Source organism: Streptomyces sp. NPDC057950 (assembly GCF_042887295.1).
Classification (GTDB): domain Bacteria; phylum Actinomycetota; class Actinomycetes; order Streptomycetales; family Streptomycetaceae; genus Streptomyces; species Streptomyces kaempferi.
The window spans coordinates 83,537-104,967 of sequence record NZ_JBHVPP010000022.1; the positions used below are offsets into that span (position 1 = coordinate 83,537).

General features: G+C 72.9%; 17 protein-coding genes and 1 pseudogene. 6 read left to right on the forward strand and 12 right to left on the reverse strand.

The window, feature by feature from the left end:
• Nucleotides 1–47 precede the first annotated feature (47 nt).
• From ACFVTC_RS31815 to ACFVTC_RS31835, 5 genes are all read right to left on the reverse strand, one after another.
• Nucleotides 48–2,183: a 3-hydroxyacyl-CoA dehydrogenase NAD-binding domain-containing protein gene (locus ACFVTC_RS31815; protein ID WP_390131915.1), complete on the reverse strand. Its 2,136-nt coding sequence runs from the start codon at nt 2,181–2,183 to the stop codon at nt 48–50.
• Nucleotides 2,180–3,406, reverse strand: a complete 1,227-nt coding sequence (locus tag ACFVTC_RS31820; protein ID WP_390131916.1) for a thiolase family protein — start codon at nt 3,404–3,406, stop codon at nt 2,180–2,182. Before ACFVTC_RS31820 ends, ACFVTC_RS31815 begins: the two co-directional genes overlap by 4 nt.
• 445 nt (nt 3,407–3,851) lie before the next feature.
• Nucleotides 3,852–5,126, reverse strand: coding sequence for an HRDC domain-containing protein (locus ACFVTC_RS31825; RefSeq protein ID WP_390131918.1), 1,275 nt, complete (start codon nt 5,124–5,126; stop codon nt 3,852–3,854).
• Between the two features lie 146 nt (nt 5,127–5,272).
• Nucleotides 5,273–5,935 (reverse strand): response regulator transcription factor, encoded by a 663-nt coding sequence (locus ACFVTC_RS31830; protein WP_019073943.1) that lies wholly within the window; start codon nt 5,933–5,935, stop codon nt 5,273–5,275.
• A gap of 570 nt (nt 5,936–6,505) precedes the next feature.
• Nucleotides 6,506–7,132, reverse strand: coding sequence for a DUF3000 domain-containing protein (locus tag ACFVTC_RS31835; protein ID WP_390132035.1), 627 nt, complete (start codon nt 7,130–7,132; stop codon nt 6,506–6,508).
• 214 nt (nt 7,133–7,346) lie between these two features.
• On the opposite strand from ACFVTC_RS31835, the gene hemE reads away from it, so the two are divergent.
• Complete coding sequence (hemE, locus tag ACFVTC_RS31840; protein WP_390131919.1) at nt 7,347–8,417, forward strand: uroporphyrinogen decarboxylase; 1,071 nt, start codon at nt 7,347–7,349, stop codon at nt 8,415–8,417.
• Nucleotides 8,418–8,421: 4 nt separating this feature from the next.
• Here hemE and ACFVTC_RS31845 read toward each other — a convergent pair whose 3' ends face one another.
• Entirely contained in the window at nt 8,422–9,240 is an 819-nt protein-coding gene (locus ACFVTC_RS31845) for a rhomboid family intramembrane serine protease (protein WP_390132037.1), read from the reverse strand.
• A 197-nt stretch (nt 9,241–9,437) separates the two neighbouring features.
• Here ACFVTC_RS31845 and ACFVTC_RS31850 point away from each other — a divergent pair, with 197 nt between their 5' ends.
• Nucleotides 9,438–9,773, forward strand: a complete 336-nt coding sequence (locus ACFVTC_RS31850; RefSeq protein ID WP_356280861.1) for a hypothetical protein — start codon at nt 9,438–9,440, stop codon at nt 9,771–9,773.
• Nucleotides 9,774–9,863: 90 nt separating this feature from the next.
• On the opposite strand, the gene ACFVTC_RS31855 is transcribed toward ACFVTC_RS31850, so the two are convergent.
• Both ACFVTC_RS31855 and ACFVTC_RS31860 read right to left on the reverse strand, forming a co-directional pair.
• Nucleotides 9,864–11,297, reverse strand: a complete 1,434-nt coding sequence (locus ACFVTC_RS31855) for an FAD-dependent oxidoreductase (RefSeq protein ID WP_390131921.1) — start codon at nt 11,295–11,297, stop codon at nt 9,864–9,866.
• Nucleotides 11,298–11,324: 27 nt separating this feature from the next.
• Nucleotides 11,325–12,332, reverse strand: a complete 1,008-nt coding sequence (locus tag ACFVTC_RS31860) for a DUF4349 domain-containing protein (RefSeq protein ID WP_390131922.1) — start codon at nt 12,330–12,332, stop codon at nt 11,325–11,327.
• A 158-nt stretch (nt 12,333–12,490) separates the two neighbouring features.
• Here ACFVTC_RS31860 and hemG point away from each other — a divergent pair, with 158 nt between their 5' ends.
• Entirely contained in the window at nt 12,491–13,957 is a 1,467-nt protein-coding gene (gene hemG, locus ACFVTC_RS31865) for a protoporphyrinogen oxidase (protein WP_390131923.1), read from the forward strand.
• Between the two features lie 4 nt (nt 13,958–13,961).
• Entirely contained in the window at nt 13,962–14,681 is a 720-nt protein-coding gene (gene hemQ / locus ACFVTC_RS31870; protein ID WP_390131924.1) for a hydrogen peroxide-dependent heme synthase, read from the forward strand.
• Nucleotides 14,682–14,708: 27 nt separating this feature from the next.
• On the opposite strand, the gene ACFVTC_RS31875 is transcribed toward hemQ, so the two are convergent.
• The 3 genes from ACFVTC_RS31875 to ACFVTC_RS31885 form a co-directional block, all read right to left on the reverse strand.
• Nucleotides 14,709–16,358 carry an alpha/beta hydrolase gene (locus ACFVTC_RS31875; RefSeq protein ID WP_390131926.1) on the reverse strand — a complete coding sequence of 550 codons (1,650 nt, stop codon included), beginning with the start codon at nt 16,356–16,358 and terminating at the stop codon, nt 14,709–14,711.
• 120 nt (nt 16,359–16,478) lie between these two features.
• A complete protein-coding gene (locus ACFVTC_RS31880; RefSeq protein WP_390131927.1) occupies nt 16,479–17,261 on the reverse strand; it encodes a TIGR04222 domain-containing membrane protein in 783 nt (260 codons plus the stop codon).
• 289 nt (nt 17,262–17,550) lie between these two features.
• The gene (locus ACFVTC_RS31885) at nt 17,551–19,008 is read right to left on the reverse strand and encodes a DUF692 domain-containing protein (RefSeq protein ID WP_390131928.1); all 1,458 of its coding nucleotides are present in this window, start codon (nt 19,006–19,008) and stop codon (nt 17,551–17,553) included.
• Nucleotides 19,009–19,508: 500 nt separating this feature from the next.
• On the opposite strand from ACFVTC_RS31885, the pseudogene ACFVTC_RS31890 reads away from it, so the two are divergent.
• Together ACFVTC_RS31890 and ACFVTC_RS31895 are read left to right on the forward strand one after the other, a co-directional pair.
• Nucleotides 19,509–20,031: pseudogene (locus ACFVTC_RS31890) on the forward strand (NmrA family transcriptional regulator); the annotation flags it as partial.
• 76 nt (nt 20,032–20,107) lie between these two features.
• Nucleotides 20,108–20,473 (forward strand): darcynin family protein, encoded by a 366-nt coding sequence (locus ACFVTC_RS31895; protein WP_390132038.1) that lies wholly within the window; start codon nt 20,108–20,110, stop codon nt 20,471–20,473.
• A 201-nt stretch (nt 20,474–20,674) separates the two neighbouring features.
• Here the strand turns inward: ACFVTC_RS31895 and ACFVTC_RS31900 are convergent, their stop codons facing one another.
• The gene (locus ACFVTC_RS31900) at nt 20,675–21,403 is read right to left on the reverse strand and encodes a peptidyl-tRNA hydrolase (protein ID WP_390131929.1); all 729 of its coding nucleotides are present in this window, start codon (nt 21,401–21,403) and stop codon (nt 20,675–20,677) included.
• Between the last annotated feature and the right edge of the window lie 28 nt (nt 21,404–21,431).

Genomic DNA, 21,431 nt, shown 5'->3' on the forward strand with positions numbered 1-21,431 from the left:
CGCACACCAGGAAGGCGTACGGGGCACCCGGAAGAGCAGCGGAGCGCCTACGCGGGGACGGAGGCCACGCCCGTCTCCAGGAACCGCTTCCCGTTCACGCGCTCGGAGACGCCCTCACGGTCCAGGTACGGAGTGATACCGCCCAGGTGGAAGGGCCAGCCCGCGCCGGTGATCAGGCAGAGGTCGATGTCCTGCGCCTCGGCGACGACACCCTCGTCCAGCATGAGCCCGATCTCCTGGGCGACGGCGTCCAGGACGCGGTCACGGACCTGCTCCTCGCCGAGGACGGAGTCGCCCTGCTGGAGGAGCGCGGCGACCTCGGGGTCCAGCTCCGGCTTGAAGCCGTTCTCGGCGGAGTAGACGTAGAAGCCGCGCTTGCCCGCCTTGACCACGGCCGCGAGGTTCGCGGAGACCGTGAAACGGTCCGGGAAGGCCCGGTTGAGGGTCTCCGAGACGTGCAGGCCGATCGCGGGGCCGACCAGTTCGAGAAGGACCAGCGGGGACATCGGCAGGCCCAGGGGCTCCACCGCCTTCTCCGCGACCGCGACCGGGGTGCCCTCGTCGATGACGTTCTGGATCTCGCCCATGAAGCGGGTGAGGATGCGGTTGACGACGAACGCCGGGGCGTCCTTCACCAGGACCGCGGTCTTCTTCAGCTTCTTGGCGACGGCGAACGCCGTGGCCAGGGAGGCGTCGTCGGTCTGCTCGCCGCGCACGATCTCCAGGAGCGGGAGGATCGCGACGGGGTTGAAGAAGTGGAAGCCGACGACCCGCTCGGGGTTCTTCAGCTTCGACGCCATCTCGGTCACCGACAGCGAGGAGGTGTTGGTGGCGAGGATCGCGTGCGCCGGGGCGACCGCCTCGACCTCCGCGAACACCTGCTGCTTGACGCCGATCTCCTCGAAGACGGCCTCGATGATGAAGTCGGCGTCGGAGAAGCCCTCGGCCTTGTCCAGCACACCGGAGACCAGGGCCTTGAGGCGGTTGGCCTTGTCCTTGTTGACACGGCCCTTGAGCAGCAGCTTGTCGATCTCGGCGTGGACGTAGCCCACACCCTTGTCCACGCGCTCCTGGTCGATGTCCGTCAGGACGACGGGTACTTCGAGGCGGCGCAGGAAGAGCAGGGCGAGCTGCGAGGCCATCAGGCCCGCGCCGACGACGCCTACCTTGGTGACCGGGCGCGCGAGGGACTTGTCCGGCGCGCCGGCCGGACGCTTGCCGCGCTTCTGGACCAGGTTGAAGGCGTAGATGCCGGAACGCAGTTCGCCACCCATGATCAGGTCGGCGAGCGCCGTGTCCTCGGCGTCGAAGCCCTTCTGCAGGTCCCCGTCCTTGGCCGCGGCGATGATGTCCAGCGCGCGGTAGGCGGCCGGGGCGGCTCCGTGCACCTTGCTGTCGGCGATGGACCGGCCGCGGGCGACGGCCTGGTCCCAGGCCTCGCCGCGGTCGATCGCCGGGCGCTCGACGGCGATCTCGCCCTTGAGGACGGCGGCCGTCCACAGGAGCGACTGCTCCAGGAAGTCCGCGCCCTCGAACAGCGCGTCGGCGATGCCGAGGTCGTAGACCTGGCCGCCCTTGAGCTGCTTGTTCTGGTTGAGCGAGTTCTCGATGATGACCGAGACGGCCTTGTCGGCGCCGATCAGGTTCGGCAGGACCGTGCAGCCGCCCCAGCCGGGGACCAGACCGAGGAAGACCTCGGGCAGCGAGAAGGCCGGCAGGGCCGCGGAGACGGTCCGGTAGGTGCAGTGCAGACCGACCTCGACGCCACCGCCCATCGCCGCGCCGTTGTAGTACGCGAAGGTCGGCACCGCCAGCGCGGACAGCCGCTTGAAGACCTCGTGGCCGCCCTTGCCGATGGCGAGCGCGTCCTCGTGCCTCTTCAGCAGCTCGACGCCCTTGAGGTCGGCGCCGACCGCGAAGATGAACGGCTTGCCGGTGACGCCGGCACCGATGATCTCGCCGGCCGCCGCCTCCTTCTCGACCTGGTCGATCGCGGCGTTCAGGTTCGCCAGCGAAGCCGGGCCGAAGGTGGTCGGCTTGGTGTGGTCGAAGCCGTTGTCGAGGGTGATGAGCGCGAAACGGCCCGCACCGAACGGCAGGTCCAGGTGACGTACGTGCGCGGACGTCACGACCTCGTCGGGGAACAGCTCGGCCGCGCCCTTGAGGAGTTCGGTGGTGCTCACTTGTCGCCTCCGGCGTCCTTGTGGTGCGGGTTCTCCCAGATCACCGTGGCGCCCATGCCGAAGCCGACGCACATGGTGGTGAGGCCGTAACGGACCTCCGGCTGCTCCTCGAACTGGCGGGCCAGCTGCGTCATCAGACGCACGCCGGAGGAGGCGAGCGGGTGGCCGTACGCGATGGCGCCGCCGTACTGGTTGACGCGGGCGTCGTCGTCGGCGATGCCGTAGTGCTCCAGGAAGGCGAGGACCTGGACGGCGAAGGCCTCGTTGATCTCGAAGAGGTTGATGTCCTCGATCGTCAGGCCGGCCTGGGCGAGGGCCTTCTCGGTCGCGGGGATCGGGCCGTAACCCATGACCTCCGGCTCGACGCCCGCGAAGGCGTACGAGACCAGGCGCATCCGCACCGGCAGGTCGTGCTCGCGGGCGAAGTCCTCGGAGGCGATGATCGACGCGGTGGCACCGTCGTTGAGACCGGCCGCGTTGCCCGCGGTGACCCGGCCGTGGACGCGGAAGGGCGTCTTGAGGCCCGCCAGGTTCTCCAGCGTCGTCCCAGGGCGCATCGGCTCGTCGGCGGTGACCAGGCCCCAGCCCGTCTCACCGACCTCCGCGTTGGTGTTGCGCACCGAGACCGGCACCAGGTCCTGCTGGATCTTGCCGTTGGCGTACGCCTTGGCGGCCTTCTCCTGCGAGCGCACCGCGTACTCGTCGGCACGCCGCTTGGTGATCGTGGGGTAGCGGTCGTGCAGGTTCTCGGCGGTCATGCCCATGAAGAGGGCGGACTCGTCGACCAGCTTCTCGCTGACGAACCGCGGGTTCGGGTCCACGCCCTCGCCCATGGGGTGACGGCCCATGTGCTCCACACCGCCGGCGATGACGGCGTCGTACGCGCCGAAGGCGATGGAGCCCGCGGTGCTGGTGACGGCGGTCAGCGCGCCCGCGCACATGCGGTCGATGGAGTAGCCGGGCACCGACTGGGGGAGCCCGGCGAGGATGCCGGCCGTGCGGCCCAGCGTCAGACCCTGGTCACCGATCTGCGTGGTCGCGGCGATGGCGACCTCGTCGATCTTCTTCGGGTCGAGCCCCGGGTTGCGGCGCAGCAGCTCCCGGATGGCCTTCACGACGAGGTCGTCGGCGCGGGTCTCGTGGTAGATGCCCTTCGGGCCCGCCTTGCCGAACGGGGTGCGGACGCCGTCGACGAAGACGACGTCCCTGACGGTACGAGGCACGATGGCTCTCCTCCAGATGCGGGATGGCACTGCTGCGCGGCGCACACGCCTGAGCGCGCGCTCACCTCCCCATGCTACTTACGAGTAACCACCCTGCCCAGTCCCGGCGCCGGGAGCGGCGAACGTCACACGGGGGCGAGGCCGTGCGGGAGCGCCGCGTGGGGGCCAGGACTCGCGCCCGGGACCGTCGCTCCAGTGCAGGGACCGCTCGCCACGACGGGCGACTCGTCCCTCTTCGTCCGAGCGCCGTCCGGAGATCTTGGCGTGATATCGACGTCGCTGTTCCGGTTCGCCGGGCCGGCCGGGACCCGTCTCGGGGTGATCCCGGCACGCTCGGGGCCACGTGGGGGAACGGCGCGCGCGACGGGGTGGAGGGCGGCCCCGCGCCCCGGAGGAGCGCGGGCCGGTCTCCCGTGCGGCCCTGGCCCGTCAGTGTCCTGGCCCGTCAGTCCCCGGTGGACAGCGAGGTCACCAGGACCGGCGTCACCTGTTCGACCTGCCAGAGCCGGGCACCGTACCCGGCGAGCGCGGCGGCCACGGACTCCGCGTCCGGCGCCGTCGGCGGCTCCCAGCACACCCGCCGCACGGTGTCCGGGGTGATCAGGTTCTCCTGCGGCATGTTGAGCTCTTCGGCCAGCGCCGACACGGCGGCGCGCGCGGCGGAGAGCCGGGCGGCGGCGGCCGGGTCCTTGTCGGCCCAGGCGCGGGGCGGCGGCGGGCCGGTCACCGGCTGCCCCGGCTGCGGCAGCTCGGCGTCGGGCAGCGCCTTGGCGCGGTCGACCGCGGCCTGCCACTGCTCCAGCTGGCGCCGCCCCATGCGGTGGCCGTAGCCGTTCAGCGCGGACAGGGCCTGCACGTTGGGCGGCAGGGAGAGCGCGGCCTCGACGATCGCCGCGTCACCGAGGACCTTGCCCGGCGAGACGTCGCGGCGCTGGGCGACCCGGTCCCGGGTCTCCCACAGCTCCCGTACGACCGCCATCTGACGGCGGCGGCGGACCTTGTGCATCCCGGACGTACGGCGCCAGGGGTCCTTGCGCGGCGGCGCGGGCTCGGCCTGCGCGATCGCGTCGAACTCCTGCTGGGCCCAGTCCAGCTTGCCCTGTCGGTCGAGCTCCTTCTCCAGGGCGTCGCGCAGGTCGACGAGCAGTTCCACGTCGAGCGCGGCATAGCGCAGCCACGGCTCCGGGAGGGGACGCGTGGACCAGTCGACCGCGGAGTGCCCCTTCTCCAGGACGAAGCCGAGGACGCCCTCGACCATCGCGCCGAGGCCCACCCGGGGGAACCCGGCGAGACGGCCGGCCAGCTCGGTGTCGAACAGCCGTGTCGGCACCATGCCTATCTCGCGGAGGCAGGGCAGGTCCTGGGTGGCGGCGTGCAGCACCCACTCCGCTCCGGAGATCGCCTCGCCGAGCCCCGACAGGTCGGGGCAGGCGACGGGATCGATCAGGGCGCTGCCCGCGCCCTCACGGCGCAACTGCACCAGGTACGCGCGCTGGCCGTACCGGTAGCCGGACGCGCGTTCGGCGTCGACGGCCACAGGGCCGGATCCGGCGGCGAACGCGGCGATCACCTCGGCGAGCGAGGTCTCGTCGGCCACGACGGGCGGAATGCCCTCTCGCGGCTCGAGCAAAGGGATCGGCGCCGATTCGACGTCGTCCGGAGGGCCGCCTCCGGTGGTTCGCAGTGAGCTGTCTGCTGCGGTCTCTTGGGCGTCGGTCACCTGTCAAGGGTATCCGTGTATGGACTACGCCCGCCGACGGAACGTTCCGTCGACGGGCGTATGAGGGTCGTAAACCAGTCAGGTCGGTGAAAGATCGCGTTCACGAACGGGTGGACGGGGTGCGGTCGGGTGTTCTCGTACGCGGGTCAGTGGATGATCCCCGTCCGCAGGGCCACCGCCACCATGCCGGCGCGGTCACCCGTGCCGAGCTTGCGGGCGATGCGGGCGAGGTGGCTCTTGACGGTCAGGGCGGACAGGCCCATGGAGACGCCGATGGCCTTGTTCGACTGGCCCTCCGCGACCAGCCGGAGCACCTCGACCTCACGGCCGGAGAGCTCGCGGTAGCCGCCCGGGTGGCTCGGGGCACCCGGGGGGCGGCGGTGCATGCGGGCGGCGGCCGAGCCGATGGGCGCGGCGCCCGGCCGGGTGGGGAGCCCGACGTTGGTGCGGGTGCCGGTGACGACATAGCCCTTGACGCCGCCCGCGAGGGCATTGCGTACGGCGCCGATGTCGTCGGCGGCGGAGAGGGCGAGGCCGTTGGGCCAGCCGGCCGCCCGGGTCTCGGACAGCAGGGTGAGCCCGCTGCCGTCGGGAAGGTGGACGTCGGCGACACAGATGTCGCGCGGGTTGCCGATTCGGGGGCGGGCCTCCGCGACGGACGACGCCTCGATGACGTCGCGCACTCCGAGCGCCCAGAGGTGGCGTGTGACGGTGGAACGGACCCGTGGGTCGGCCACGACCACCATGGCGGTCGGCTTGTTCGGGCGGTAGGCGACCAGGCTTGCGGGCTGCTCGAGGAGAACGGACACCAGGCCTCCTGGGGTGCGGGACGGGACCGGCTCTGGGGATGAAGCCGGGACGAACCGTGCTTTCAAGGTCACAGACGTCTTCGGCACCAAACCCGTTCTCCTTTAGAGAATGATCACGATTTGGTGAGTAACAATCCGTGCAATTCGGACACGCGATCGATCATCCGAAGATCGAACCGAGTCGTTCCGTGTCACGACACGGCTGAAAGTGGCCGTATCGACAAAGCCTCGGCAAGGAGTTCGGCAAGGAGTGTGGCGCTCGCGCACCTGTCCGTGTCCCTTCCTCGCCCAGTCGGCGAACAGCACACCCACAGCACATCCGCAGCACACTCACAGTCCGCTCGCATTCCACCCACGACCCGCCCACGGTCCGCCCATCAGTCCGCGCACAAGAAAGTGCCGCCCTGCATGGGGGCGGTGAGTGCTTGGCTGCCCGGAGCTGAGCGGTGCGGGGACGGCGTGGCGGGCGGTGCGGGGTGAGGGGGAACGGTGCGGCGAGGGGGCGGCGGGACGGCCGGGGTGCGGTGAGCGGCTCGGCGAGTGCCCCGGCGAGTGTTCACCGCCGCGTGTTCAGCGCGCGTGGGGGTCCCGGCGCTGCGGGAGTGTCACCACCGAGGCGTCGCCCGGTCCGGCCGGCGGCAGGCCCGCGATCTGGCAGAGCAGATCGCACCAGGCGGCGAGATGCGCGGCCGTGTCCGGTACGCCGCCCAGTCCCTCGCGTGGCGTCCACGAGGCGCGGATCTCGATCTGGGACGCGGACGGACGCTCGGACAGCCCCCCGAAGTAGTGCGAGCTCGCCCGGGTGACGGTGCCGCTCGGTTCCCCGTACGACAGCCCGCGGGCCTGCAGCGCGCCGGTCAGCCACGACCAGGAGACGTCGGGGAGCAGCGGGTCGGTGGCCATCTCCGGCTCCAGCTCGGCGCGGATCAGTGTCACCAGACGGAAGGCGCCTTGCCATGCCTCGTGTCCCGCCGGATCGTGCAGCAGGACAAGCCGGCCGTCCGCGAGATCCTCGTCCTCGTCGACGACCGCGGCCTCCAGCGCGTACGAGTACGGGGCCAGACGCTGTGGCGGACGCGTCGGGTCGATCTCGATCTCCGGACGCAGCCGTGCCCCCTTCAGCGCGTCGACGGCGGCCCGGAACGGCAACGGAGCAGTCTCCTTCGCATCTTGGTCCCCCTCCTTGGCATCGTCCATTCCCCCAGTGCCGTCCGACAGTCGTCCCTGAGCCGCAGCCATGCGGGGAAGATTAAGGGGAACTGGGCCCGCGCGCAGGGAGAGACACCCGTGCGTGGGACCACTGTCCGGTTCGTACCGCGCGAACGAGCCGGTCCGGGCGCCGGGGCCGGGGTGCGCGTGCGCCGCGGAGCCCGGCACCTGGGGGCACCCGGGGCGTGGGAGACTTTCCGTCGTGAGTGCCAATGACCGCCCCGCCGCGGGCCAGCCGCCGACAGCCACGTACGAGTCCGCCTTCCTCAAGGCGTGCAGGCGCGAGCCCGTGCCGCACACCCCGGTGTGGTTCATGCGGCAGGCGGGTCGCTCGCTGCCCGAGTACCTCAAGGTGCGCGAAGGCATTCCGATGCTGGAGTCCTGCATGCGGCCGGAGCTGGTCGCCGAGATCACCATGCAGCCGGTGCGTCGGCACGACGTGGACGCGGCGATCTACTTCAGCGACATCGTCGTCCCGCTGAAGGCCATCGGCGTCGACCTCGACATCAAGCCGGGCGTCGGCCCGGTCGTCGAGAAGCCGATCCGCACCCGCGCCGATCTGGCGCAGCTGCGTGATCTGACCCCCGACGACGTCTCGTACGTCACCGACGCGATCAAGCTCCTGACGGCCGAGCTGGGTGAGACGCCCCTCATCGGCTTCGCGGGCGCGCCCTTCACTCTCGCGAGCTACCTCGTGGAGGGCGGTCCGTCCAAGAACCACGAGCACACCAAGTCGCTGATGTACGGCGACCCGCAGCTGTGGGCCGACCTGCTCGACCGCCTCGCCGAGATCACCTCCGCCTTCCTCAAGGTGCAGATCGAGGCGGGCGCGAGCGCCGTGCAGCTCTTCGACTCCTGGGTCGGCGCCCTGGCGCCCGCCGACTACCGCCGCTCGGTGATGCCCGCGTCCGCCAAGGTGTTCGAGTCCGTGGCCGGGTACGGCGTCCCGCGCATCCACTTCGGCGTCGGCACCGGCGAACTCCTCGGTCTGATGGGGGAGGCGGGCGCGGACGTGGTCGGCGTCGACTGGCGCGTGCCGCTCGACGAGGCCGCACGCCGGGTCGGCCCCGGCAAGGCGCTCCAGGGCAACCTGGACCCGGCCGTCCTCTTCTCGTCCACCGAGGCCGTGGAGGCCAAGACCCGCGAGGTGCTCGACGCCGCCGCCGGTCTGGAGGGCCACATCTTCAACCTCGGCCACGGCGTCCTGCCGAGCATGGACCCGGACGCGCTGACCCGGCTCGTGGAGGACGTCCACACCCTGACGGCGCGCTGACGTCTCACCAGCCGTGCCGCGCCTGTCTGCCCCACAGCAGGCTGCGCGGCTCCGGCGGTGGCGGGGTGCCCCGGCGCAGCGGCCAGGCCAGCAGCATGCCCGCGAGGAAACCGGCCACATGGGCCTCGTACGCGACGGTCCCGGCGGTGGAGACGCCGCCGCCCGACGAGTACACCGCCTGCAGCGCGAACCAGAAGCCGAGCACGAGCCAGGCGGGCAGGCGCAGCGGCAGGAAGACCAGGAACGGCACCAGGACCCACACCCTGGCCCTCGGATAGAGCACCAGGTAGGCGCCGAGCACCCCGGCGATCGCCCCTGAGGCACCGAGCAGCGGGTCCGCCGAGCTGTCGTTGAGGAGCGCGAAGCCGTATCCGGCCGCGTACCCGCACGCCACGTAGAACAGCGCGAAGCGCACGTGCCCCAGGCGGTCCTCGATGTTGTTGCCGAAGATCAGCAGGAAGAGCATGTTGCCGAGCAGGTGCAGCCAACTGCCGTGCAGGAACATCGCGGTGAGCACGGAGAGCGGCGGCGACTTGTCGTAGTCCGGCGCGCTCACCAGGCAGCCGGGCCCGTGTACGCCGGCCCCGACCTCACCGGTGGGCGCGAGCGGGGGCATCTGGTGGTGGATCAACTCCTGTGGCACCGCGGCGTAGTGGTCCAGGAACGCCTGTAGATGGCACAGCTGGGACAGTCCGCTGTCACCCGCCACCGACCCGGCGAGACCGGGGGTGTAGAGGAACACCAGGACATTGGCGGCGATCAGGGCATACGTCACGTAGGGCGTGCTGCGCACCGGGTTCACGTCATGGACGGGTATGACCACAAGGAAGTAGTGCCCTGGATGCGCCGCGGGTATCCGCACCCCCCAGGGGGCACGCACGCCGTCACCTGCGGGGCGCGTGCCCCGGCTCGCGCTCCTCCCCGTGCCACTGAACGCTGTCGCGCCCCTGTGCGTATGTCTCCTCAACCGCCCGCGCCGCGACGCAGACGTGACGCGAGGAAGACGTGAGGACACAGGCGATGAACGACCGAGTTACTCCTCCGATGCACGCCCTGCCCGACGGCGAGGCGGAGATCGCCCTGGTGGTGCACCTCCCCTGGGAGGACGTGGCCGCGCTCGGCCAGGAGGCCGGACGGCTCGCGGCGCGCCTGCAGCGTCCGGTGACCCTCGACGAGGCCGTGAGCCACCGGCTGCGCTCCGTACGGTCGGCCGCGCACGCGAAGCCGCCCACCGCGCCGCCCGCGGCCGTCACCGCCTCGGGCTCCGTCTCCTCGCTGCCCGCGCGACCGCCGGCCGAACAGGCCCGGCAGGCGATAGACCGCATCAACCAGAACGCCGGTCACGAGTCCGCGTAGCCCCGCGACGGGGGCGGGGGCGACGGCTGATCGCCGAGCGCGCCGCCGGTCCGCCGGTCGCGCGTGGCCGGTCGCGCGGTTCCCGCGTCCTTATGCGGTGCTGCGCCGTACCGCCGTGACGGCCTTGCGCGCCGCCACCAGGACCGGGTCCCACACCGGTGAGAACGGCGGGGCGTAGCCCAGGTCCAGGGCCGTCATCTGTTCCACGGTCATGCGCGCGGTCAGCGCCACCGCGGCGACGTCGACGCGCTTCGCGGCACCCTCGCGGCCGACGATCTGCACGCCGAGCAGCCGTCCGGTGCGGCGCTCCGCGAGCATCTTCACCGTCATCAGGGCCGCGTTCGGGTAGTAGCCCGCGCGGCTGGTCGACTCGATGGTGACGGTCTCGAACTGCAGGCCCGCCCGGCGCGCGTCCTTCTCGCGCAGCCCCGTACGCGCGATCTCCAGGTCGCAGACCTTGCTCACCGCGGTGCCCACCACACCGGGGAAGGTGGCGTATCCGCCGCCCACGTTGCTGCCGATGACCTGCCCGTGCTTGTTGGCGTGGGTGCCCAGCGCGATGTGCCGCTCGCTGCCCGAGACCAGGTCGAGGACCTCGACGCAGTCACCGCCCGCCCAGATGTTCTCGTGTCCGCGCACCCGCATCGCCAGATCGGTGAGCAGCCCGCCGTGGTCGCCCAGCGGCAGCCCGGCCGCCCTGGCGAGCGTGGTCTCGGGACGCACGCCGATGCCGAGCACGACCACGTCCGCCGGGTACTCCGCGTCCTGGGTGGCGACCGCCCGGACCCCGTCGGCGCCGGTGACGATCCCGGTCACCGCGGCGCCGTCGACCATGGTGATGCCCAGGCCCGACATGGCCCGCCGCACCAGCCGGCCCATGTCCGGGTCGAGCGTGGCCATCGGCTCGGCGCCACGGTTGACGACCGTCACCTCGTATCCGCGGTTGATGAGGGCCTCGGCCATCTCCACGCCGATGTAGCCGGCGCCGACGACCACCGCGCGCCGGCCCCGCCTCGCGGCCAGCGTGTCCAGGAGCGCCTGGCCGTCGTCGAGGGTCTGCACCCCGTGCACACCGGGAGCGTCCATCCCCGGCAGGTCGGGGCGGACCGGACGGGCGCCGGTCGCGATCACGAGCTTGTCGTACGACGTCCACGCCTCCGCCCCGGACTCCAGGTCCCGCGAGCGCACCCGGGCGCCCGCGACATCGATCTCCGTGACCTCGGTGCGCATCCGCAGGTCGATGCCCCGCTCCCGGTGCTCCTGCGGCGAGCGCGCGATCAGCCGGTCCGGCCCGGAGACGTCGCCGCCCACCCAGTACGGGATGCCGCAGGCCGAGTAGGAGGTGAAGTGGCCGCGCTCGAACGCCACGATCTCCAGCTCGTCCGGGCCCCGCAACCGGCGCGCCTGCGACGCGGCGGACATGCCCGCCGCGTCGCCGCCGATGACGACCAGCCGTTCCGCCGCCCCACCGGTCCCGCCTGTGCTGCCGGTGACGTCCGTCGCGTTCGTACGGTTCATGCTCATGCGAACACGCTACGGGGGCCCGCCATTTCAGGCGTCCTTGCCACCCTCCCCGCGCACCGGCGGCGCCGCCGGAAGCGAACCCGCGCCCGACGCGGCCGGTGCCGCCGCCTGGCGGCGCGGCAGCCGGGAACGTCCGAACCGCAGCCACAGCGCCACGAGCACCGCCGCGCAGACGGCGAACGGGAGCACCGCGCCCAACACCATCGCGATCCAGCGCAGCGTCGTGACGAACGCGTCCCAGCCACCCGCGAGGGCGTCCACGAAGCCGGGCTCCCCGGCCTTGACCGCCGCCTTGCGCACCGGCGTCTCGGAGAGCGACAGCGTGATGGTGGCCAGGGCGGTGCGGTCCTTCAGCGACGACTGCCGGGCGAGCAGTGCCTCCAGGTCGGACTCGCGGCTGCTCAACTCCCCTTCCAGGGCGACCACGTCGCTGAGCTTGGCCGCCCGGTCCATCAGCCCGCGGACCCGGGCCACACTCGCGCGCTGCGACTTGATACGGCTCTCCACGTCGACGACCTGGTCGGTGACGTCCTGCGCCTTGGCCGTCCGTTCCAGGATCTTCCCCGCACCGCCCAGATCGGCGAGCACCTGGTCGTAGCGGTCCGTGGGCACCCGCAGCACGACACGGGTGCGTTCGTGGCCCCCGCCGTCCCGGGTGGTCGTCTCGTCACCGACGAAACCGCCCGCGCCGGTGGCCGTGACCCGGGCCTCGTCCAGGGCTTTGGGGACGTCTTTGACCTGCACGGTCAGGAACGCGGTACGGATGATGCCGCTCGTCTCCAGCCTGGGCGCGCCGGCGGAACGGGAGCCGCCCGCGCCCGAGGCGGCACTGTCCGGGGCGGCACCGTCCGCGGCTCCGGAAACCGCCTCCTTGGCAGCCGGGCCTGCCTTCTGGTCCCCCGAGGCCGCCTTGTCGCTGCTCGAGCCACCGTCACCGGAGGCGCCGCAGCCCGCCAGCGCCAGGGAGGAGACGAGCAGGACCCCGGCCAGGGCCCGGCCGGTTCGTGCGCGGCGTACCGAACGTGGTGTGTGCATGTGGGCGTACCCCCGGGTCTCGCGACGGATGCTGACTCTTCGACGCCCGGACCCGGCAGGACGTTGGGGTGTTCCGGTCCCGATGAGGTCACGGTCGGGACTCGCGCCGGACACCGGGGCCCGGCGGACGCCCCGGCGGGTTCTGAGAAAGTGGAGACATGCACGCACAGGACAGTCGTACGGGTACGGGGCATGTCGTCGTCATCGGGGGCGGGATCGCCGGTCTGGCCGCCGCCCACCGTCTCCTCGACCGCGGTGCCCGGGTGACCGTCCTGGAGGCATCCGGCCGCGTCGGCGGCAAGCTGCTGCCCGGCGAGATCGCGGGCGCCCGCGTCGACCTCGGAGCCGAGTCGATGCTCGCCCGGCGCCCCGAGGCGGTCGCGCTCGCCCGCGAGGTGGGGCTCGCCGACCGCCTTCAGCCGCCCGCCACCGCGACCGCCTCCCTGTGGACCCGCGGCGCCCTGCGGCCCATGCCCAAGGGACACGTCATGGGCGTCCCCGGCACCGCGGCCGCCCTCCACGGAGTCCTGTCCGACGAGGGCCTGCGCCGCATCGGGCGCGACACCGAACTGCCCCGCACGGAGATCGGTGACGACGTCGCGGTGGGGGAGTACGTGGCGGCGCGCCTCGGCCGCGAGGTCGTCGACCGGCTGGTCGAACCCCTGCTCGGCGGTGTCTACGCGGGTGACGCCTATCGCATCTCCCTGCGCGCCGCCGTCCCCCAGCTCTTCGAGGCGGCGCGCACCCACGCCTCCCTGACCCAGGCGGTGCGCGCGATCCAGGCCAAGGCCGCCGCACACCAGCAGACCGGCCCGGTGTTCATGGGCATCGAAGGCGGTGTCGGCCGACTCCCGCTCGCGGTCGCGGAGTCGGTGCGCGCGCGGGGCGGCGAGATCGTCACCGGCGCCCCGGTCACGGAGCTGCGCCGGACGCGGGGCACCGAGTCCGGCTGGCGCGTCGTGGCCGGAGACCGTGTGCTGCACACCGACGCCGTCGTCCTCGCCCTGCCCGCCCCGGCCGCCGCCACCCTGCTGCGGGCCGAGGCGCCCGCCGCGGCCGGCGAGCTCGCCGCCGTCGAGTACGCCTCCATGGCGCTGGTCACCCTCGCCTACCGGCGCGCGGACGGCAACCTCCCCGAGGGGAGCGGCTTCCTGGTCCCGCCCGTCGACGGTCACACCATCAAGGCGTCCACCTTCGCCTCCCGCAAGTGGGGCTGGATCGACGAGGAGAACCCCGGACTGCTCGTCCTGCGCACCTCCGTGGGCCGGTACGGCGACAGCGAGGTGCTGGGCCGCGACGACGCCGGCCTCGTCGACGTGTCCCGCCACGACCTGCGCGAGGCCACCGGCCTGAGCGCCGAGCCCGTCGCCACCCGCGTCACCCGCTGGGACGACGGCCTCCCGCAGTACCCGGTCGGACACCACACCCGGGTGGCCCGGATCCGCGCGCACGTCGCCGGGCTCCCCGGCCTCGCGGTCTGCGGCGCCGCGTACGACGGGGTCGGCATCCCCGCCTGCATCGCGAGCGCGTACGCCGCCGTGGACCAGCTCGGCGGCGACCGCGCCGGACTGGACACGCTGATCAGGAACCCGGTGCAGAGCCTGCACGGCGGCGCGGGAGAATAGGCCCATGAGTGACGACGCCCCCGCCAAGATCCCGAACATCGGCAAGAAGGCCAAGGACCTCAACGAGGTCATCCGCTACACCCTGTGGTCCGTCTTCAGGCTGCGCGACGTGCTTCCCGAGAACCGTGCCGGATACGCCGACGAGGTCCAGGAGCTCTTCGACCAGCTCGCCGCGAAGGACGTCACCGTCCGCGGCACGTACGACGTGTCGGGGCTGCGCGCCGACGCGGACCTGATGATCTGGTGGCACGCCGAGACCGCCGACCAGCTCCAGGAGGCGTACAACCTCTTCCGCCGCACCCGGCTCGGCCGCGCCCTCGAGCCGGTCTGGTCGAACATGGCGCTGCACCGCCCGGCCGAGTTCAACCGCTCGCACATCCCGGCGTTCCTCGCCGACGAGACGCCCCGCGACTACATCAGCGTCTACCCGTTCGTACGCTCCTACGACTGGTACCTGCTGCCCGACGAGGACCGCCGGCGGATGCTCGCGGACCACGGCAAGATGGCCCGCGGCTACCCGGACGTGCGCGCCAACACGGTCGCCTCGTTCTCCCTCGGCGACTACGAGTGGATCCTCGCCTTCGAGGCCGACGAGCTGTACCGCATCGTCGACCTCATGCGTCACCTGCGCGCCTCCGAGGCCCGGCTGCACGTCCGCGAGGAGGTCCCGTTCTACACGGGCCGCCGCAAGGACGTCGCCGAACTGGTCGCCGGTCTCGCCTGACCGCTGTCCGGCGCGGGGCCGCGCGGCCTACGAGGCCCGCGCGTCCTTGGCGTGCGGCGCGCGGCCGCCCGGCGCCGCCGGCTTCGGCCCCGCCGGCTCCGGTTCCGCGCGCGGCGCGCACTGCGCGCGGAACCCCGGCAGCCGTCCCGTCAGCAGATACGCGTCAAGATAGGCGTTGACGCACTTGTTGGGGCCGCCGCCGATCCCGTGCGTCCCGGCCCCGCTCTCGGTCACCAGCACGGAACCGGACAGCCGCCGCTGCAACTCGAGCGCTCCCTCGTACGGCGTGGCCGCGTCCCGCTCGGCCGCCAGGATCAGGGTCGGCGCGAGCACCCCGGGCAGCGTCCGTACGTCGAGGGGCCGCTGCCGGGGCACCGGCCAGTACGCGCAGGGCAGGTTCATCCACACGTTGTCCCAGGTCTCGAACGGCGCCCTGCGCGCCAGCCGGGTGTTGTCGCGGTCCCAGGTGCGCCACTGGGTCGGCCAGGGCGCGTCGTTGCACTCGACCGCCGTGTAGACGGCACCCGCGTTCTCCGCCCCGACCGACGCCTCCGTATGCGCGGCCTGCTCGATCAGCGGCTTCGGGTCACCCTTCAGATAGGCGGAGAGCGCCAGGGCGCGCCGCGGCCAGTAACCGTCGTAGTACCCCGCCTCCAGGAACGCGCCCTGCAACTGCGCCGGCCCCACCTTGCCGCCCGCGGGCGACGCGGCGAGCTGCGCCCGCGCCTTCTCGTAGCTGTGCAGTACCTCCTCGGCGGTGGTGCCGAGCCCGTACACCTCGTCGTGCCGGGCGGTCCACGCCCGGAAGTCGGCCCAGCGGCCCTCGAAGGCCGCCGACTGGTCGAGGTTGTTCTCGTACCAGATCTGGCCGGGGGCGGGGTTCACCGCCGAGTCGAAGACCATCCGGCGCACGTGCGAGGGGAAGAGCGTCGCGTAGAGGGCGCCGAAGTAGGTGCCGTACGACGCCCCCATGAAGGTCAGCCTCCGCTCGCCGAGCGCGGCGCGCAGCACGTCGAGGTCACGAGCGTTGTTGAGCGAGTTGTAGTGCCGGATCGCCTGGCCGGAGCGCTCCAGGCAGCCGCGCGCGTACGCCTGCGCCTCCGCGATGCGCTCCTTCTTGTACGACTCCGAGGGATACGTCGGTGACGGCGAGGGCCCCTTCACGGAGCGCTTCGGGTCCTTGCAGGACAGCGGGGCCGAGCGGTCGACCCCACGCGGGGCGTAGCCCACCAGGTCGTACGCCGCCGCGATCCGCTTCCACTCGGGCAGGGAGCCGAACAGCGGGAAGTACATGCCGGAGGCGCCCGGACCGCCGGGGTTGTAGACCAGGGCGCCCTGCCGCGGCACCTTGTGCTTCGCGTTCCGCGTGTCCTTGCCGGTGGCCCCCGCCCGGCTGACGGTCAGTCTGATCTGCTTGCCGTCGGGGTGCGTGTAGTCGAGCGGCACCTCGACCGTGCCGCAGCGCAGGCCGGCGGGGAGTCCCGTCTCCTTGGAACAGGCTCCGAAGCGGATTCCGGCGGCCGTCGCGCGCGCGGCGGCGACGGCCGTACCGTGCGCCAGGGCCGACGCCGTGAGGCCCGTGGGGTCCGGCAGGGCCGGCGCGCCGCCCGCGGGAGCGCCGGTGAGGGCGGTCAGGAGCAAGGACCCGGCGGTTCCGCAGAGGACGGCAGCTCTCATCGCGTATCCCTTCAGCGCACGGCAGCGACAAAGGGGATGTTTCGTTCGGCGGTGGGTGAAGTAAAGCACCGGGTGCCGGTGTCGGCCGCAATGACTCCTATGCGCCCCCTGGAGCGCCGGTCAGCGCTGCCGGCCGGCCGTCCGGTCGCGGTGCGCGAAGGCAGCGCGCAGACCGGGCTCGCCGACCGCGCGGATGCCCCGTACGGCGACCGAGGTGAGGTACGTGCGGTCGTCCGCGGTGACGTCGGTGTGCCGGGCGAGGGTGCCGAGCAGTCGCTGCCCGGCCGGGGAGGCCCAGCGCGTGTAGGGGTGGACCTCGATGCGGGCGATGGCGAGGCAGCTCAGCGTCAGGATGAGCGGGAGGGCGAACCAGACGGCGACCGGCACGTCGTCGGCGCGCGGCTGAGAGGGCATCAGGACGGCCACGGCACCGAGCGCGAGGACGGCCGCCGAGGCGGCCTGGACCTGGCGGACGGCGCCCGCGACGGTGGTGCGGGCGCCGTCGGGCACGGCGAGGCCGGCGGCGACGAGACGGTCGGCGAGGCGGCGCACCGAGTCCGCGGCGGCGGTCGTCGCCCGTACGGGCGCTATCCGGGACTGTCCCTCCGGGCCTATGGCCCCGATCACCGAACGCTCCATGTCGTCGCGCCCGCGGGGGTCCACGACCGTCGCCCAGCCGGTGTGCGCGAGCAGCAGGCGGCGCTGACGGGCCATGGAGACCAGGGTCAGATCGGCGACCCGGTCCGGGCCGCCGGACAGGAACGCCGCCTCGTAGAGCGTGAGGTGGTGTCCGCGCGCCGCGTCGGCGTCGACCGCCGCGGCCCGTACGGCGGCCAGGCACAGCCGGACGCAGGACGTGCCGGCCGCGGCCCAGGCCAGGAGCAGGAGAAGGACCCAGAACATGGCGTGTTTCTATGCGACCCGGGCAGTCCGGCGCCACGGTCTGTTCACGATGTGGACGGAGCGTTGTGGGTCTGTGACGTTCGGGTGCGGCCGCGTGTCGCGATGGGGCCTCGGCTCGCTGCGCGGCGGCGGAGGGTCAGCTCCCGGCGCGGGTGGCGGCCGGGGGAGGGACAGACCGCCGACGAGGTGACGGGGACGGGCGTGCCCGGAGAGTCCGCGGGGCCCGGCGGAGCCGGAGCGCGCCGGGGTTGACACCGCACCCCACCGCGCCGGGGTGGGAAGGGTCCGCTCAGTGGCCCAGCAGCACGCGGCGGGTGGCGCGGGCCAGCCGGGCCGTCGGCCGCTGTGATCGCGGTGCCGGACCGGAGCGCTCCAGCCACCAGTCGCGCAACCGCTGCCGTGTCCGTGCGTCACGCGGATGCCCGGCGAGCAGCAGGTGCTCGGCGAAGTCCAGCGCGTCGCGCCGGTAGCCGCCGGTCATCGGACGGCCCTGCGCGTACCCGAGGAAGGCGGCCCGGTAGCCGTCACCGAGCAGCTCGGGCAGCTCCGCCGCCACCTTCGCGACGACGTCCGCGCGCTTGGCCGCGAGGGCCCGCGCCTGCACTCCCGTCCGCACCCGGTCGAACCCCTCGGGCACCGGGGTACCCGCGACGAGCGCGGAGAGCAGGGCGGCCTGCGCGAGGGCGAGACGCTGACGGGCCGGCGCCGGGCCGGGGCCGGGTGCGGAGGCGAGGTCGGGATCGGGGTCCGGCGTGGAAGCGAGGCCGAGGTCGGGGCCGGGGCCGGGTGTGGAAGCGAGGCCGGGAGCCGCGGCGGGAGGGGGCGTGAGAGCGGGGACGGTCGTGTCGGACGCGGCCGGCACGGGCGACGGCTCGCTCCCCGCCGTGCCGCCACCCCTCACCCCCGCCGTCGCCCCTGCCTCCTCCAACGTCCCCCTGATCGCCGCCAGTTCCCTCTCCAGCTCCGCCGGCTCGGGAAAGTTCTCGTCGCGTTCCAGGAGGACCCCCGGCGGGATCACCCGGGACGCCAGATCGGCCAGGATGTCGAGGACCGGGCGGGGCACGGGATGGGCGTGGCTGTCGTGCCAGACGCCGTCGCGCTCGAAGCCGCCGGCGACATGCACGTACGCGATGGCCTCGACGGGGAGTTCGTCCAGGGCCTTGGCCGGGTCCTCGCCGCGGTTGACGTGGTTGGTGTGGAGGTTGGCGACATCGATGAGCAGCCGTACGCCGGTGCGGTCCGCCAGGTCGTACAGGAACTGCCCCTCGGTCATCTCCTCGCCCGGCCAGCACAGCAGCGCGGCGATGTTCTCCACGGCCAGCGGGACGGGAAGCGCGGCCTGCGCGATCCGGACGTTCTCGCACAGCACGTCCAGCGCGTCCCGGGTGCGCGGAACCGGCAGCAGATGCCCCGCCTCCAGCGACGGCGACGCGGTGAGGGCGCCCCCGGCCCGTACGAACGCGATGTGTTCCGTGACCAGTGGCGCGCCCAGCATGGCGGCGCGCTCGGCGAGGGCGGCGAGGCGCGACTCGTCGGGGCGGTCCGCGCCGCCGAGGCCGAGCGAGACGCCGTGCGGCACCACCGTGACGCCCCGTTCGCGCAGCCGCCGCAGCGACTCGGGAAGGTGCCCGGGGCACAGGTTCTCCGACACGGCCTCGACCCAGTCGATGCCGGGCATGTGCTCCACGGCCTCGGCGATCTCCGGCCGCCACCCGATTCCCGTTCCCAGCCGCCCCAGTTGCGTCATGTCCCCTCCTCCGTCACGCCCTGCCCGGCCTGCCCGTCGTCTCCCCACGACGGACCCGTCCCGCGGTGTGACGGGGTCATGGCCCCGGGACCGCGGGCGCAATCCAACAAGGCGGACGTTCAGAGCAACATTTGAGGTTCCACCGGGGCCGCCGCGGGACGGGCCCCCGTGGACCCGTCGTGGCCAGCGCGGCAGGTCGTCCGGGTCGGAAGGCTCCGGCCGGACGGTGCCGACCTGGCCCGGCGCCGCGGGCGACGGGCTCGACGAGGTGGTGACACCGTCGTTCGGCCGCATCGGCCGCATCGGCCGCATCGGCCGCATCGGCCGCATCGGCCGCATCGGCGGCACCGGCGGCACCGGCGGCACCGGCCGCACCGGCGGCACCGACCGCACCTGCGGCCGGTGCTGCGGGCCCGGTCGGACCGGCGGCTTCAGCCGGTCGGGCCGCCGGATGCGTGGAGGGTCCTGCGGACGGCGCCGCGGAGCCAGTGGTGGCCTCCGTCGCGTCCCTCGCCATGGACGACCTCATCGCCGGCACCGGCGTCGCGTACCGGGCCCTGGCGAACCCCTCCTTCTTCGAGAACCTCTTGGAGGAGGCCGAATCGATCCGGGAGAGAAGGGCGTCTTCACCGACGTCGTCGAGGCCGGACGCAAGGCCCCCCTCGTCGCCGTCGCCGACATCGCGGCCGCCGCGGCCGGGCTGTTGCTCGACCGCTCGTGGACCGGCAGCGACAGCGTCCCGGTCCTGGGGCCGCAGGATCTGTCCCCCGACGACCTGGCCCGGATCATCAGCCAGCGGCTCGGCCGTCCCGTCCGCTGCGAACGCCGGCCGCTCGGCGAGCTGTACACCACCCTCGTCGGTCACGGCCTCGACGAGGCGTTCGTCCAGGGCATCGTCGACATGAAGCGGGCCAAGGACGAGGGCCTCGACGAGGGCGTCGTCCGCACCCTGGACACCGCCTCCGCGACCACCTTCGCGCGCAGTGGTGCGCCCAGACCCTCGAGCCCGCCGTCCTCTCCTGAGGACGCGCCCACCCGCTCACCAGGAGCCGAGATGCCCACCGCACCGAAACCGTCCGCCAGTTCGGAGCCGCCCGTCATGCCCGCCGAGGAAACCGCGCCACCGGTCACCGCGTTCATGCTCATCAAGACCACACCCGAGTGGCTCGCCATGACCCCGCAGGAACGGGTGAACGCCTTCGCCACCCAGGTCGTCCCCGCGATCAGGGCCAGGACCAACGGCGTCCGGTCACGCTTCTACGACACGGAGTTCTACTCCACCCGCGTCACCGACGTCTGGGTCTGGGAGGCCGACCACCACGCGGCTTACCACCTCCTCGTCGACGCGCTGCGCGAAACCCCGTTCTGGGACCGCTACTTCGAGATCGTGGACCTCCTCGTCGGCACCGAGAACGGCTACGCCCGGACCTACGGCCTCGACCCGGTCGCCACCATCACCACCTGACACACCGTCCGGGAAGCGACGCCCACGTCCTCCGGCTCCGCCGGGCCCGGGGGGCATCGGCGCGCGACGGACGCGACACGAGGGAAGAGCGCGGCGAGGGGGGAGCGGTCCGCCCGTGACCGTCGTCAGCGCGGGAGCGACCCGACGCGGTCCACCCCTTCGACCACCACGGTCTCCCCGGGCGCGATCTCCGTACCGTCGTCAGCGCGGGAGCGACCCGACGCGGTCCACCCCTTCGACCACCACGGTCTCCCCGGGCGCGATCTCCGTGAAGCCCGCGTCGCGGACCAACGGCATCCCGGAGAGGACGAGTTCACCCCAGCGGTCCTTGTCCGCGGTGCGGACCGCGAGCGGGAGACCGGCGTCGCGCCAGGCCGCCCGCTCCTCGTCCGACAGCTCCCACCAGGCCAGTTGGGCGCCGTGCCCGGCCTGCGCCATCGTCTTGCCGGCGGACATGTCGAGATGGGGGTTGAGCCACAGCGTCGGTGCGGTGGTGTCGGCGTCCGCCGGTGGCTCCGGATCGTCGAGATCCGTACCGGACACCTGGAGCCGGGCGAGATCCTTCGGCCAGCCGTCCAGCGGGACCGGCGGGAAGACCCGTACCTCGGCCGACTTCCCGGTCACCGTGATGCCGGGCAGCGCCTCGGCCCGCCGCCATTCCGCACCGCGCGCCCGCCGTACGACCTTGCGGATCCGGGCGTCCTGCCAGTCGCGCATGGCTTGCGCCCACTCGCCGTCCCCCAGCGACCGCTCGTCGCCGAGGATCGTCAGCACCGCGCGGGCCGCGGTCTCCAGCGCGTCCGTCCGCGCCGGGGGAGCGGTCTTCTCGATACGCACGACCATGGGCAGCACGAACTGCGGTGCCTCGTCGCGCGCGATGCGCTCGTTGCGGAAGGGACTGTCGCCGGATGTGGTGGGGTCGCTGCTCACCTCCCCAGTGTGCCAGGCGGAAGATCTG